Origin of the sequence: Mycobacterium sp. 3519A (assembly GCF_900240945.1) — a bacterium.
Taxonomy (GTDB): Bacteria; Actinomycetota; Actinomycetes; order Mycobacteriales; family Mycobacteriaceae; genus Mycobacterium.
Genome location: NZ_OESG01000013.1, coordinates 2,112,027 through 2,125,130, shown reverse-complemented (window position 1 = coordinate 2,125,130; position 13,104 = coordinate 2,112,027). Strand labels below are relative to the sequence as shown.

Here is a 13,104-nt window from a genome sequence, read left to right as displayed (position 1 = left end):
CTCAGGCAGGCACCGGGTCGGTCTCCCGGTCCCATGCGCGATGCTTGGCGAGTTCGGTTGCGAACGCGTCGGCGAACTCGTCGGTGAGGTCGTCGGCGGCCGCCGCGGTCGACACGACGCCGGTGGACACGACAATGTCGGTGTCGTCGGCCAGGTGCTCAGCGATGCCGAGGTTGCGCAGCAGATCCACCCCTGAGCCGAAAGCGGCGACGGCCTTGAGATGTTTGTAAGCCTCGGTGATGAAATGCATCGCGTAGCCGTCGCCGGACAGCGTTTCCACCGACTGCGGACCGCACGGCACCACCACCGCGTCGTAGAGCACCGACGACATGGTGGTGATGGCGCGGTCGACGGCCACCTCGCCGCCCGATCCACCCGTCAACGTTCCGCCGGCGACCGGGGCCAAGACCTCGACCACCGCGCCCCGCTGTTCGAGTGCCCTGGTCAGTCGTTCGACGCCTTTCGCGTCGACGCCGTCTGCCGCCAGCACCGCGACCTTGCGGGTTTCGACGCTGTCGGTGGCGGTGTTCAGCTGCGAAAGCGCAGGCGATGCGGGCATCTTGTCGTCGACCGGCTCCTCGGCCGGTGCGGGCAGTCCGAGCTTGGCCGCGACGCCGCTCGCCAGTTCATGGTCGACCAGGTTGAGCTGGTCGACCACCCTGGCGCGGATCTCGGGCGTCTCGACCTTGCCCAGTTCGAATGCGTACGCGGCGACGATGTGCTTGGCCTCGACCGGCGACATGCTCTTCCAGAACATCCGCGCCTGGCTGTAGTGGTCGGTGAAGCTCTTGGCGCGCTGGCGGATCTTGTGGCCGTCGACCTTCTCGGTGTAGTGCCGGAACACGCCCTCGTCGGCCAGCGCCGGGCAGCCGCCGCCCAGCGTGTTGGGGAAGTAACTACTCCTGCCCTGCGGTATTGCATGCTGGCCGTAGCCGTCCTGCTGGTTGTTGCGGACATCAGCGAGCGGCCGGTTGACCGGCAACTGCGCGAAATTCGGCCCGCCGAGCCGGATCAGCTGCGTGTCCAAATAGGAGAAGTTGCGGAACTGCAGCAGGGGGTCGTTGGTGAAGTCGATACCGGGCACCACGTTGGCGGTGTGGAAGGCGACCTGCTCGGTTTCTGCGAAGAAATTCTGCGGGTTGCGGTTGAGCACCATCTTGCCCACCGGTCGAACCGGAACCAGTTCTTCCGGAATGAGTTTCGTCGCGTCCAGCAGATCGAAGTCGAAGTTGAACTCGTCACTTTCGGGAACCAACTGGACGCCCAGTTCCCACTCTGGGAAGTCGCCGGACTCGATCGCCTCCCACAGATCACGCCGATTGAAGTCGGGATCCTTGCCTGCGACCTTCTGACATTCGTCCCAAACAAGGGAATGCACACCGAGTTTCGGTTTCCAATGGAACTTGACGAACGTGCCTTCGCCCTTGTCGTTGACGAAACGGAAGGTGTGCACCCCGAAGCCCTGCATCATCCGATAGCTGCGCGGCAGCGCCCGGTCCGACATCAGCCACATGATCGTGTGCAGCGTCTCCGGCTGCAGCGAGACGAAGTCCCACAGCGTGTCGTGGGCCGACTGCGCCTGTGGAATCTCGTTGTGCGGCTCCGGTTTGACCGCATGCACGAAATCGGGGAACTTGATGCCGTCCTGGATGAAGAACACCGGGAAGTTGTTGCCGACGAGGTCGTAATTGCCCTGCTCGGTGTAGAACTTCGTCGCGAACCCGCGCACATCACGGACCGTGTCGGCCGACCCGCGAGACCCGGCCACCGTCGAGAACCTGACGAACACCGGCGTCTGCTTACCCGGCGTGGTCAAAAACCTCGCCGCGGTGTGCTCGGCGAGCGAATCGTCGTACGGTTCGAAGTAGCCGTAGGCACCCGCTCCGCGGGCGTGAACGACCCGTTCAGGGATGCGCTCGTGGTCGAAATGGGTCATCTTCTCGCGGGCGTGAAAGTCCTCCAGCAGAGTGGGGCCGCGTTCGCCGACGGTCAGTGAGTCGTCGGTGTGGTCCACCCGAACCCCCTGCTGGGTAGTCAGGTAGCCCGTCTCCCGGCTGACGCGTACGCCGTCGAGTTGTTCTTGCTTAGCGTTTTGCCCGTTGTCCACCATGACGGGGCGGGTACCCAAATCAGCGAGTCAGAACCGCGACGCATTCGACGTGGTGGGTCAGCGGGAACGAGTCGAACACCCGCAGGCCCTCCACGCTGTACCCGGCGCCGAGGTAGAGCCCGACGTCGCGGGCGAAGGACGCGGCCTCGCAACCGATGTGGATCACGCGTGGCACTTCGGCGGCGGCCAGCAGGTCGATGACATCGCGACCGGCGCCCGACCGCGGCGGATCCAGGACCGCGACATCGGCGCGGCCGGTGTGCGCCATCTGCGACATCAGGGCTCTGCGCACCGAGTCGGTCAGCACCGTCACCCAGCCGAGGTCGCTCATCGCCGCGCGCGCCGACCGCGACGCGCCGCGCGAGGTGTCCACCGTGACCACTTTGCCGCCCTCGCCGACACCTTCCGCCAGCACCGCGGCGAAAACGCCTGCGCCGCCGTACAAGTCCCACGCCGTCATGCCCGGCGCGAGTTGGGCCCAGTCCGCCACCAGCCGGCTGTAGGTGGTCGCCGCGTCACGATGCGCCTGCCAGAACGCCGTCACCGGCACCCGCCACACCCGCTCACCGACCCGCTGCAGGGCCTCGTAGCGACCCTCGGCCACCAGCGTCGTGGTCTTGCGCCCGGTCCGCGGGCCCGACTGGACGACGTGCCGTTCGCCGTCGTCGTCGATCGCCACGTGCAATTGGGCGCCCGGCGGCCACACCCAGTCGTTGATGCCGTCGAGCATCCCCGTCGGCAGCTGCGCGCAGTTCAGTTCGGTGACCAGTTCGGAGCTGTGATAGCGGTGAAAACCCGCCCGGCCCTCTGCCGTGGTGTCCAGACGCACCCGGGTGCGCCAGCCGGTCGGCTCACCGGTGCCGACCGGTTCGGCGACGGCGGAGTCCTCGTCGCGCCATTGATAGCCGCCGAGCCGGGCCAGCTGGTTGGCCACGACCTCGCCTTTGAGCCTGCGGGTGGCGTCCCGATCGGCGAACGCCAGATCGCAGCAGCCGGCACCGTCGACACCGGCGATCGGGCACAGCGAGTCGATGCGGTCGGCCGACGGCTCGATCACCTCGACAACGTCTGCGTGCCAATACGATCCGTGGTCCCCCACCACTCGCACCCTGACCGTCTCACCCGGCAGTGCGTAGCGCACGAACACCACCCGGCCGTCATGGCGCGCCACACAGCTACCGCCGTTGGCCGGTGCCCCGGTGGTCAGTGTCAGGTCCTCCGGCCATGGCGGCGGTTCGTCGTCGTCTGTGCTAGTCGGCTCGGCTCGACTGCGCTCGCCTTCGGTGCTCAATCCAGGAAACCTCTGCGGATATCACCGGGCGCGGCGTGCGGCTGCAACGTCTTGAGCCGCTCCGACGAACTCAGTTGCCACGGCACCGAAGTCACCATCACGTTCGGCATGAACAGCAGTCTGCCTTTGAGCCGCAGCGCGCTCTGGTTGTGCAGCACCTGCTCCCACCAATGCCCGACGACGTACTCCGGGATGAACACCGTGACCACGGTGCGAGGCGACTCCCTGGTGACCCGTTTCACGTAATCGAGGACAGGACGGGTGATTTCGCGGTAGGGCGAAGCGATCACCTTCAGCGGCACGCTGATGTCGCTGTCCTCCCACTGATGCACCAACTCGCGGGTCTCCCCGTCGTCGACGCTGACCGTGATGGCCTCGAGCACGTCGGGTCGGGTGGCCCTGGCGTAGGCCAGCGCACGCTTGGTGGGCAGATGCAGCTTCGACACCAGCACCACGGCGTGGTTGCGGCTCGGCAACACCATGTCGTCGCCCTGTTCCTCGGCCTGCTCTTCGAGTTCCCGGGAGACGGTGTCGTAATGCTTGTGGATCATTCTCATGATGACGAACAGCGCGCCCATCGCCAGGATCGCGATCCATGCGCCCGCGACGAACTTCGTCACCACCACGATGATCAGCACGGTGCCGGTGCAGACGAAGCCGATGGTGTTGATCACCCGCGACCGCATCATGTGCCGACGCGCCGCGGAATCCGTCTCGGTGCGCAGCAGCCGGGTCCAGTGCCGGACCATGCCGATCTGGCTGAGCGTGAACGACACGAACACCCCGACGATGTACAACTGGATCAGCGCGGTCACCTCGGCGCGGAACGCGACCACGAACGCGATGGCGGCCAGTGCGAGGAACAGGATGCCGTTGGAGAACGCCAACCGGTCGCCGCGGGTGTGCAGTTGGCGTGGCAGATAACGGTCCTGGGCCAGAATCGATCCCAGCACCGGGAAGCCGTTGAACGCGGTGTTGGCGGCCAGGATCAGGATCAACGCGGTGACGCCGGCGATCAGGTACAACCCGATCGGGAAGTTGTGGAACACCGCGTCGGCAAGCTGTGCGATCAGCGTCTTCTGGTGGTAACCGGGCGGGGCGCCGACCAGCTGCTCGGGGGTGTCGGCGATCTTCACGCCGGTCTCCTTGGCCAGCATGATGATGCCCATGAACAACGACACCGCGATGACCCCGAGCATCAACAGCGTGGTCGCGGCGTTGCGGGACTTGGGTTTCCGGAACGCGGGCACTCCGTTGCTGATCGCTTCGACACCGGTCAGCGCCGCGCAGCCCGACGAGAACGCCCGGGCGACAAGGAAAATCATCGCGAACCCGAGCACCTGACCGTGCTCGGAGTGCACCTCGAAGCTCGCGGATTCGGCGCGCAACGGGTCGCCGAGGACATGGATCTGAAACAGCCCCCAGCCCAGCATGACGTACACGCCGATCATGAACGCGTAGGTGGGAATTGCGAACGCGGTACCGGATTCCCGGATGCCCCTGAGGTTTATCGATGCCAGCAGCAGGATCGCGACGACCGCGAACAGCACCTTGTGGTGGTTGATGAACGGGATCGCCGAGCCGATGTTGGCCATCGCCGAGGACATCGAGACCGCGACGGTCAGCACGTAGTCGACCAACAGCGCGCTGGCCACCGTCAGCCCGGCAGTGGGCCCCAGGTTGGTGGTGACCACTTCGTAGTCGCCGCCGCCGGACGGGTAGGCGTGCACGTTCTGCCGGTAACTGGCGATGACGATGAGCATCACCGCGGCGACGGCGAGGCCGATCCACGGGGCCATCGAGTAGGCCGTCAGCCCGGCGACGGAGAGCACCAGAAAGATTTCCTCCGGTGCGTAGGCGACTGATGACAGCGCGTCGGAGGCGAACACGGGCAGCGCGATGCGCTTGGGTAAGAGCGTGTGGGCGAGCTTGTCGCTGCGGAACGGCCTGCCGAGGACCAACCGGCGCGCAGCGGTCGAAAGCTTGGACACGAGAGCCAAGAGTAAGCCCGACGGCCATCAGCCGTCGGAAAGCGGTAGCGTTCTCCCTTGCGCAGGTTCGCCACAGACATGCCGGAAAGGACTGTCAGGTGCGGGTAGTGGTCATGGGGTGCGGCCGGGTTGGCGCGTCGTTGTCGGACAGCCTGGCCCGGATCGGCCACGATGTGGCTGTCATCGATCGCGACAGCACGGCCTTCCATCGTCTGTCCCCCGAGTTCCCGGGTGAGCGGGTGTTGGGCATGGGCTTCGACCGCGATGTCCTGCTGCGGGCGGGCATCGAGGAGGCGGGCGCGTTCGCTGCGGTGTCGTCGGGCGACAACTCCAACATCATCTCGGCGCGGGTGGCCCGTGAGACGTTCGGCGTCGAACGCGTGGTGGCCCGCATCTACGACGCCAAGCGCGCGGCCGTCTACGAACGGCTGGGCATCCCGACGGTGGCCACCGTGCCGTGGACCACCGACCGGTTGCTCAACGTGTTGACCCGGGAGACCGAAACCACCAAGTGGCGAGATCCGACCGGCAACGTCGGCGTCACCGAGCTTGCCCTGCACGAGGAGTGGGTCGGGCACCGGATCACCGCACTGGAGAGCGCCACCGGCGCCAGGGTGGCGTTCATGATCCGGTTCGGCGCGGGCCTGCTGCCCGACCCCAAGACGGTCATCCAGGCCGGCGATCAGGTGTACATGGCGGCCATCGCCGGGCACATCGCCGAGGCGCTGGCGATCGCGGCGCTGCCGCCGAGTGAGGACGTGGAGTCGGCATGAAGCGCGTCCGTGACGACATGGAGGAGCGGCGGCGATGAAGGTCGCGATTGCCGGAGCGGGTGCCGTCGGGAGATCCATCGCCCGCGAGTTGGTCGAGACCCACGAGGTCACGCTGCTTGAGCGCAACCCCGACCACATCGACGTCGACGCCATTCCCGCCGCCCATTGGCGTCTTGGCGACGCGTGCGAGTTGAGCCTGCTGGAGTCGGTCAAGCTCGAGGAGTTCGACGTGGTGATCGCCGCGACGGGCGACGACAAGGTCAACGTGGTGGTCAGCCTGCTGGCCAAGACCGAGTTCGCCGTGCCGCGCGTGGTGGCCAGGGCCAACGATCCGCGCAACGAGTGGCTGTTCGACGAGAACTGGGGCGTCGACGTCGCGGTGTCCACGCCGCGCATGTTGGCCTCGCTCGTCGAGGAGGCCGTCGCCGTCGGCGATCTGGTGCGGTTGATGGAGTTCCGCAAGGGCCAGGCCAACCTCGTCGAGATCACGCTGCCCGACGACACGCCGTGGGGCGGCAAGCCGGTCAAGCGGCTGGACTTGCCGCGCGATGCGGCGTTGGTGACGATTCTGCGTGGCCCTCGGGTGATCGTGCCCGAGTCCGACGAGCCGCTGGAAGGCGGCGACGAGCTGTTGTTCGTGGCCACCACCGACGTCGAGGAAGCGCTGCGGGAGCTGCTGCTGCACCCGCGCGCCACGCGCTGAGGTTCAGCGCTGCAAGTAGGCCGCGTCTTCGGCAGCGACTTTGTCGTAGTCGCATTGCGCGTTGGAGATGCCGATCGCGGACACCACTCCGGCCACTACGAACAGCGTCGCCGTCACCAGTGCGCCATGCCGGAATCCCGCGAAATCGACTGTGCCGCCGAGAATTACGCCCGTGAATGCGATCGCAATCAGGCCCGCGATCCGGGCCACGGCATTGTTGATGGCCGAACCGATGCCGCTTTGCGCCGGGTCGACGGCGGCCAGGATCGCCGCCGTCAGCGGCGACACCGTGATCGACAGTCCGAGACCGAACACCACCAGCCCCGGCAACATCTGCGTCCAGAAGTCGAATGGCTCCCCCGCCATGGTCATCCAGAGGTAGCCCGCCGCGGCGATCAGCGGACCGCCCGCCATGAACAGCCGCGGCCCGTGCACACCGGCAAGCGTGCCGAACCGGCGGGCCAGCAGGAACGACAGCACCGGGATGGGCAGCGTGGCCAGCCCCGCTTGGGTCGCCGATAGGCCCGCCGCCTCCTGCAGGAACAGCGCGACGATCAACGTGCCGAGCGACACCGCCGCATAAAGGAACACCGTCGCGAGGTTGCCCACCGCGAAGTTGCGTGCGGCGAAGATGTGCAGCGGCATCATCGGATGCGGGCAGCGGCGCTCCCAGAACGGGAACACCGCCAGGCACCCCAACCCGATCACCAGGGCCGCGACGACCTGAGGATGGCCGAAGCCGAGCCGCTGCCCTTCGATGAGCCCGTACACGGCACCGGTAAGGCCGACGGCGGTGAGCAGCGCGCCGATCACGTCGACGCGCGCGGACCGGTCCGCGGTTTCGGGTCGCGACAGCCTGGTGGTCAGGTACAGCGTGGCCACCAACGGGACGATGTTGACCCCGAAGATCCAGCGCCAGCCGACGGCATCGACCAGCAGACCGCCCAGCAGCGGACCGATCACGAACGCGGTGCCGGTCCACGCCGTCCACGTGCCGATGGCCCGGGCCTGGGCGGCGCCGGAGAACCGCGCGTTGATCATCGCCAGCGAGCTCGGCACCAGAAACGCCGCGCCGACGCCCTGCAGACACCGTGCGGCGATCAGCACCCAGCCGCTGGGCGCGAGCGCGCACAGCACCGACGCCACCCCGAACACGACGATGCCCATCCGCAGCACCGCGAGTCTGCCGAACTGATCCGAAATCGCCCCTGCGACAAGGATCAACGCGCCGAGGGTGAGCAGATAGCCGTCGACCACCCACTGCTGCAGCGCGAGGCCACCGCTGAATTCGCGGCTGATCGCCGGCAGGGCCAGATTGACTACCGAACCGTCGAGGAACGCGACGAACGAAGCCAGCACCGCGACCGCGATGAGCGGTCTGTCGCTATCCGCCTTGGTGGGCATCGGGTTGCGCTAGGTCCCCGTGTTCCTCGGTGGTCGTCGCGGGTTGTCGGGCATCGTGGGCGTGCAGCGCGCGCTGGGCGGCGCGGATGGCCAGATACGTGACGAGCGCCGCCACCGCGGTCAGCGGCCATCCCATCGCGATGCGGGCCACCCCGAGCCAGCCCGTCTGGTCGGAGTCGTAGAGGTGCTGCTGCACCACGAAGCGCGAGGTGAACACCAGGACCCAGACGAATGTCGCGAGGTCGAACGCCAGCACCGCCTTGCGCAGGCCGCGCCAGTCCCGGTCGTGGGAGTTCACCCAACCCCAGATGTAGCCGACGGCGGGTCGCCGGATGAGGATCGACACCCCGAACACCACGGCCCAGAACAACGACATCCAAATGCCGAGCAGGAAGTAGCCTTTCGAGGCGCCGACGATGTACGCGATCAGCGCGCTGACGCCGACGCCGATGAAGCCGGAGATCGCAGGCTGGGCGGATTCGCGGCGGATCAGCCGCCAGATCAGGATCAGCGCCGCCACGCCGAGCGCGGCGCCAATGGCAGGAATCAGGCCCAGGGTGGTGGAGACGGGGACGAAGACCACGACGGGCAACGAGGAATAGATGAGGCCACTCACGCCGCCCATCTGTTCGAGGACTGCGTTCGCCTTCGGTTGCTTCCCCGGTTCAGGTCCGGGGTCGCTCACTTTTGAATCTCGTAATGGGGGTTGTAAATCGCCTTGACGCCGCTGTCGAGCTTGCCGACCCGGCCGTGCACCCGCAGGGTGCGTCCGGATTCGATGCCGGGGATGCGGCGTTGGCCGAGCCACACCAGCATCACCGTATCGGTGCCGTCGAAAAGTTCGGCCTTGACGCCGCCCGAGCAGCCTTTGCCGTTGCACTCCACGCTGCGCAGGGTGCCGACCATTGTCACTTCCTGGCCGCGTTGACAGTCGATCGCCTTTTGGGCGCCTGTACTGGCGGCTTCGTCGGTGAGCTCTTCTACGTCGAGTTGCTCCGGGTCTTCCGTCAACCGACGGGTGAGCCGGCGAAGATACCCTTCGGCCGTAGCCATGGCCTCTCCTGACTTTTGCAGATCCACCATGGATCTACCCAATCCAACGCCACGGTAGACCTCTTGGTTCCGATATGCCACGTAGGGGTGGGTCGCCACGCCGACGAGGTGGTGAACGGGAGACGATCATCTGATGGCGGTCAATCTTCGCGGTGTCACGACGGTCCTGCTGCCGGGTACCGGATCCGACGACGACTACGTCTACCGGGCGTTTTCCGGTGCTCTGCACGATGTCGGCGCGGTGGTTGTGACGCCGTCGCCGCAACCGGACCGGCTCATCGACGGCTACCGTGACGCGCTTCACGACGCCTCGCGTGGCGGTGCGATCGCGGTCGGCGGGGTGTCCATCGGCGCGGCGGTGGCAGCGGAGTGGGCGCTGGCGCATCCCGGGCACGCCGTTGCGGTGCTGGCCGCGCTGCCCGCGTGGACGGGCGAACCGGAGGCCGCACCCGCGGCGCTGGCTGCAAGGCACTCGGCCGAGATGCTGCGCCGCGACGGCCTGGCGTCCGCGACCGCACAGATGCGGGCGTCGAGTCCGGCGTGGCTGGCCGACGAGTTGACCCGGTCCTGGGTCGGTCAGTGGCCCGCTTTGCCGGATGCGATGGAGGAAGCGGCCCACTATGTCGCACCGACGTGCGGGCAGTTGGCGGGTCTCACCGTGCCGATGGGCGTGGCGTCAGCGACGGACGATCCGATCCACCCGGTGGAGGTCGGGTTCGAGTGGGTGGCAGCCGCACCGCGCGCCGCCCTGCGCACCGTCACGCTCGTCGAGATGGGTGAGGACCCCGGCGTGTTGGGTGCCGCATGCGTGGCCGCGTTGGCCGACATCGAGTGATTTGTGTGCGTCGATGCGCGGTGAGCGCTCCGAAACGCACACAAATCGCAGAGTTAGCCGCCGGTGATGGTGCGCAACTGCTGCATCGCCGAGCCAAGTTCACTGCGCCGCGCTGCCGGCTGCGGCGGCTGCTGCTGAAGCTGCTGGGCCTGCTGCATCTGCTGCTGGGCCGCCTGTTCGGCGGCGGCGCGCAACTGGGCCGCCATCGGTTCCGGCAACTGCACCTGCAGCGGCGTTCGGACCGGCAGCGGCGTGTCGCCACGCCGAACGACAGTGTCCGCCAACGCATTTCGCGCCTCCGCGGCAAGCGCCGCGATGCGGTCCTGCGGGCCGTTGACCACGCACCGGATCATCCACCGGTAGCCGTCGACACCGATGAACCGGACCACGCCTGCCTGCTGATTCTGCTCGGTCTTCGATACGCCGACCACCTCGCGGCCCCACGGCCCGTCCTCGATGCTGACCTGGGCGCCCTCCTTGCGCAGCGAGTCGGCCAGCTCTGTGGCGACCTCGCGCCACAGCCCCGCCGACTTGGGCGCGGCGTAGGCGGCGATGGTGAACCGGCCGTTGGGCGTGACCACCCACACCGCGCTGGGCACCCCCGCCTCGTTGAGTTCGACCTGCACCTGGCCGGCTTCCGGCATGGGGATCAGCACCGAGCCCAGATCCAACCGGCCCTGCGCCGCGGTCGCGGCGTCGTCGAAGTCGTCGACATCGAACGGACCCTCGAGTTCCTCGTCGACGGGATCACCCGTCAGGTCCTCGTCGACAGTGCTGTCAACAGCGCTGTCGTCGTCGTCGTTCCTGTGTTTTCCGAATGCCATCACAAACTCGCATGTCCGCCGGAGGAACCGTGGCCACCGTCGCCACGGGATGTGTCGGCCAATCCGGCCTCGTCGAATGACGTCACCTCGACCAGTTCGGGCAACTCGACCCGCTGCACCAACAGCTGGGCGATCCGGTCACCCCGGTTCACCAGGATCGGTGTTTCGGGATCCAGGTTGATCAACGACACCTTGATCTCACCGCGGTAGCCCGCGTCGATGGTGCCGGGGCTGTTGACGATCGAAAGCCCAACGCGCGCAGCCAAACCCGAGCGCGGGTGGACGAGCCCGACCATGCCGTGCGGGATGGCGACGGCGATACCGGTCGGCACCAGCGCCCGCTGACCGGGCGCGAGTTCGACGTCGAGCGCGCTGAACAGGTCGATGCCCGCGTCGCCGTCGTGGGCTCGGCTGGGCATCGGCAGATCGCGATCAAGGCGCACGACCGCCAGAGAGGTGGACACGACGTCAGAGATTACTCTTGGCCGCGTGTCCGACACGCGCGCCACGGCGCAAACTGTGCGCTACCGCGAACGGTTGCGCGTGCCCTGGTGGTGGTGGCCACCCGGCTTCGGCCTCGCCGCGTTGATCGCGCTCGAGGTCAATCAGGGCGTGCAATCGCTGCCCAACTGGGTGCCGTTCGCCGTTTTGCTGCCCGTCGCCGCGGTCCTGCTGCTGTGGTTCGGCAGGATCGAGGTCAAGGTGGTCAGCACCGACGGCGAGACCGAGTTGTGGGCCGGCGGTGCGCACCTGCCCGTCAGCGTGATCACGCGGTCGGCCGAAGTGCCCAAGACCGCCAAGTCGGCCGCGCTGGGCCGACAGCTGGACCCCGCCGCTTATGTGGTGCACCGGGCATGGGTCGGCCCCATGGTTCTTCTTGTCCTCGATGATCCCGACGATCCGACGCCGTACTGGTTGGTGAGCTGCCGTCATCCCGACCGAGTGCTGGCCGCGCTGCGCGCTTGAGTTCCGCTCAGGCCGCGCAGTCGGTGCAGATCATCACGCCGTTCTTCTCGCTGGCCAGCCTGCTGCGGTGATGCACCAGAAAACAGCTCGAGCATGTGAACTCGTCGGCCTGCTTCGGGATCACCCGCACAGACAATTCCTCGCCGGACAGATCGGCGCCCGGCAGCTCGAAGGATTCGGCGGATTCGGACTCGTCGACGTCCACAACCGCGGACTGGGCCTCGTTACGCCGCGCCTTCAGTTCCTCGAGCGAATCCTCGGAAACGTCGTCGGTCTCGGTGCGCCGCGGGGCGTCGTAATCGGTAGCCATGTCTTGTCCCCTCCGTCAGACCTTGCAGCAGAGCTTTGTACCAGCGTCGAACGCATTCCCCAAACGATTCGTGCCCGTTCTGATACCCGTTCCAGTGTGATTTATGTCACAGTCTAGATGTCGCCGCAGGAAGGGCCCCCTGTCTTTGGCCTTAGAGTGCAGGCGTGGTCGCGCAAATCACCGAGGGCACCGCGTTCGACAAACGCGGTCGACCGTTCCGCCGGCGTAATTACCTGCCCGGGATATTGCTGTTCGTCGCCCTCGCGGTGGTGACGCTGTTGGTCTGGGTGATGGCGCTGAGCCGACCGCCGGACATCCGCGAAGCCACGGTCTGCAATCCGCCGCCGCCCGCTGATCCGTCGGCCCCCGCGCCGCAGCTCGGTGAGCAGGTCACGCGCGCCGATATGACCGATGTGACGCCCGCCAAGCTGGCCGACGCCAAGATCCGCGTCCTCAACGCCAGCGGCCAGGGCGGCCAGGCCGCCGAGGTGGCGGGCGAACTTCGCGACCTCGGCTTCGCCGACCCGGCCGCGGCCAACGACACCGTGTACGTCAAGGCGCGGCTGGAATGTCAGGGGCAGATCCGGTTCGGTCCGTCCGGGCGCGCCGCCGCCGCGGCGGTGTGGCTGGTGGCTCCGTGCACCGAGCTGTTCCAGGATCAGCGCACCGACAACACCGTCGACCTGGCGATCGGCACCGAGTTCACCGAGCTGACCCACAGCGACGACATCGACGCGGTGCTGGCCAGCCTGCGCCCCGACGCCACCCAGGCCGCGGACCCGGCGCTGCTGAAGAAGATCCACTCGGCTGCCTGCTGAACCCGTTGGGGTGCAACGGGATTCGC

General features: G+C 67.2%; 14 protein-coding genes. 5 read left to right on the top strand and 9 right to left on the bottom strand.

Annotated elements, in window-relative coordinates; all coding sequences use genetic code 11:
* Window position 1: 1 nt before the first annotated feature.
* The 3 genes from C1A30_RS18155 to C1A30_RS18145 all read right to left on the bottom strand — a co-directional run bounded on the left by C1A30_RS18155 (window position 2) and on the right by C1A30_RS18145 (window position 5,392).
* On the bottom strand, window positions 2-2,110 hold the full coding sequence (locus C1A30_RS18155; protein WP_369974135.1) for a catalase: 2,109 nt from the start codon (window positions 2,108-2,110) through the stop codon (window positions 2-4).
* 19 nt (window positions 2,111-2,129) lie between these two features.
* Window positions 2,130-3,323: a class I SAM-dependent RNA methyltransferase gene (locus C1A30_RS18150; protein ID WP_101950289.1), complete on the bottom strand. Its 1,194-nt coding sequence runs from the start codon at window positions 3,321-3,323 to the stop codon at window positions 2,130-2,132.
* Between the two features lie 74 nt (window positions 3,324-3,397).
* Entirely contained in the window at window positions 3,398-5,392 is a 1,995-nt protein-coding gene (locus C1A30_RS18145) for an APC family permease (protein ID WP_101949567.1), read from the bottom strand.
* Between the two features lie 98 nt (window positions 5,393-5,490).
* Between C1A30_RS18145 and C1A30_RS18140 the strand changes: the two genes are divergently transcribed.
* Both C1A30_RS18140 and C1A30_RS18135 read left to right on the top strand, forming a co-directional pair.
* Window positions 5,491-6,165 (top strand): TrkA family potassium uptake protein, encoded by a 675-nt coding sequence (locus C1A30_RS18140; protein ID WP_101949566.1) that lies wholly within the window; start codon window positions 5,491-5,493, stop codon window positions 6,163-6,165.
* A 34-nt stretch (window positions 6,166-6,199) separates the two neighbouring features.
* Window positions 6,200-6,868, top strand: a complete 669-nt coding sequence (locus C1A30_RS18135; RefSeq protein WP_101949565.1) for a TrkA family potassium uptake protein — start codon at window positions 6,200-6,202, stop codon at window positions 6,866-6,868.
* Between the two features lie 3 nt (window positions 6,869-6,871).
* Here C1A30_RS18135 and C1A30_RS18130 read toward each other — a convergent pair whose 3' ends face one another.
* Genes C1A30_RS18130 through C1A30_RS18120 form a run of 3 tightly spaced genes read right to left on the bottom strand, consistent with a single transcriptional unit; the run spans window position 6,872 to window position 9,325 of the window.
* Window positions 6,872-8,272, bottom strand: coding sequence for an MFS transporter (locus C1A30_RS18130; RefSeq protein WP_101949564.1), 1,401 nt, complete (start codon window positions 8,270-8,272; stop codon window positions 6,872-6,874).
* Window positions 8,253-8,957, bottom strand: coding sequence for a DUF3159 domain-containing protein (locus tag C1A30_RS18125; RefSeq protein ID WP_235009965.1), 705 nt, complete (start codon window positions 8,955-8,957; stop codon window positions 8,253-8,255). The genes C1A30_RS18130 and C1A30_RS18125 overlap by 20 nt, the downstream gene beginning before the upstream one ends.
* Complete coding sequence (locus C1A30_RS18120; RefSeq protein ID WP_101950286.1) at window positions 8,954-9,325, bottom strand: OB-fold nucleic acid binding domain-containing protein; 372 nt, start codon at window positions 9,323-9,325, stop codon at window positions 8,954-8,956. Before C1A30_RS18120 ends, C1A30_RS18125 begins: the two co-directional genes overlap by 4 nt.
* Before the next feature lie 133 nt (window positions 9,326-9,458).
* Between C1A30_RS18120 and C1A30_RS18115 the strand changes: the two genes are divergently transcribed.
* The gene (locus C1A30_RS18115; RefSeq protein WP_101949563.1) at window positions 9,459-10,160 is read left to right on the top strand and encodes a hypothetical protein; all 702 of its coding nucleotides are present in this window, start codon (window positions 9,459-9,461) and stop codon (window positions 10,158-10,160) included.
* Between the two features lie 53 nt (window positions 10,161-10,213).
* Here the strand turns inward: C1A30_RS18115 and C1A30_RS18110 are convergent, their stop codons facing one another.
* Both C1A30_RS18110 and dut read right to left on the bottom strand, forming a co-directional pair.
* Window positions 10,214-10,984, bottom strand: coding sequence for a DUF3710 domain-containing protein (locus C1A30_RS18110; protein ID WP_101949562.1), 771 nt, complete (start codon window positions 10,982-10,984; stop codon window positions 10,214-10,216).
* Window positions 10,984-11,448 (bottom strand): dUTP diphosphatase, encoded by a 465-nt coding sequence (gene dut, locus C1A30_RS18105; protein WP_101949561.1) that lies wholly within the window; start codon window positions 11,446-11,448, stop codon window positions 10,984-10,986. The genes C1A30_RS18110 and dut overlap by 1 nt, the downstream gene beginning before the upstream one ends.
* Before the next feature lie 25 nt (window positions 11,449-11,473).
* Between dut and C1A30_RS18100 the strand changes: the two genes are divergently transcribed.
* Window positions 11,474-11,950: a DUF3093 domain-containing protein gene (locus tag C1A30_RS18100; protein WP_101950285.1), complete on the top strand. Its 477-nt coding sequence runs from the start codon at window positions 11,474-11,476 to the stop codon at window positions 11,948-11,950.
* A 7-nt stretch (window positions 11,951-11,957) separates the two neighbouring features.
* On the opposite strand, the gene C1A30_RS18095 is transcribed toward C1A30_RS18100, so the two are convergent.
* Window positions 11,958-12,260: a DUF4193 domain-containing protein gene (locus C1A30_RS18095; protein WP_024445904.1), complete on the bottom strand. Its 303-nt coding sequence runs from the start codon at window positions 12,258-12,260 to the stop codon at window positions 11,958-11,960.
* A 164-nt stretch (window positions 12,261-12,424) separates the two neighbouring features.
* On the opposite strand from C1A30_RS18095, the gene cei reads away from it, so the two are divergent.
* The gene (gene cei, locus C1A30_RS18090) at window positions 12,425-13,078 is read left to right on the top strand and encodes an envelope integrity protein Cei (RefSeq protein ID WP_101949560.1); all 654 of its coding nucleotides are present in this window, start codon (window positions 12,425-12,427) and stop codon (window positions 13,076-13,078) included.
* Window positions 13,079-13,104 lie beyond the last annotated feature (26 nt).

What these genes read in the sequence shown, in the direction of transcription:
- C1A30_RS18155 (WP_369974135.1), bottom strand. Translation starts at nt 2,110, where the DNA reads ATGGTGGACAACGGGCAAAACGCTAAGCAAGAACAACTCGACGGCGTA.
- C1A30_RS18135 (WP_101949565.1), top strand. Translation starts at nt 6,200, where the DNA reads ATGAAGGTCGCGATTGCCGGAGCGGGTGCCGTCGGGAGATCCATCGCC.
- C1A30_RS18130 (WP_101949564.1), bottom strand. Translation starts at nt 8,272, where the DNA reads ATGCCCACCAAGGCGGATAGCGACAGACCGCTCATCGCGGTCGCGGTG.
- C1A30_RS18120 (WP_101950286.1), bottom strand. Translation starts at nt 9,325, where the DNA reads ATGGCTACGGCCGAAGGGTATCTTCGCCGGCTCACCCGTCGGTTGACG.
- C1A30_RS18115 (WP_101949563.1), top strand. Translation starts at nt 9,459, where the DNA reads ATGGCGGTCAATCTTCGCGGTGTCACGACGGTCCTGCTGCCGGGTACC.
- C1A30_RS18110 (WP_101949562.1), bottom strand. Translation starts at nt 10,984, where the DNA reads ATGGCATTCGGAAAACACAGGAACGACGACGACGACAGCGCTGTTGAC.
- C1A30_RS18095 (WP_024445904.1), bottom strand. Translation starts at nt 12,260, where the DNA reads ATGGCTACCGATTACGACGCCCCGCGGCGCACCGAGACCGACGACGTT.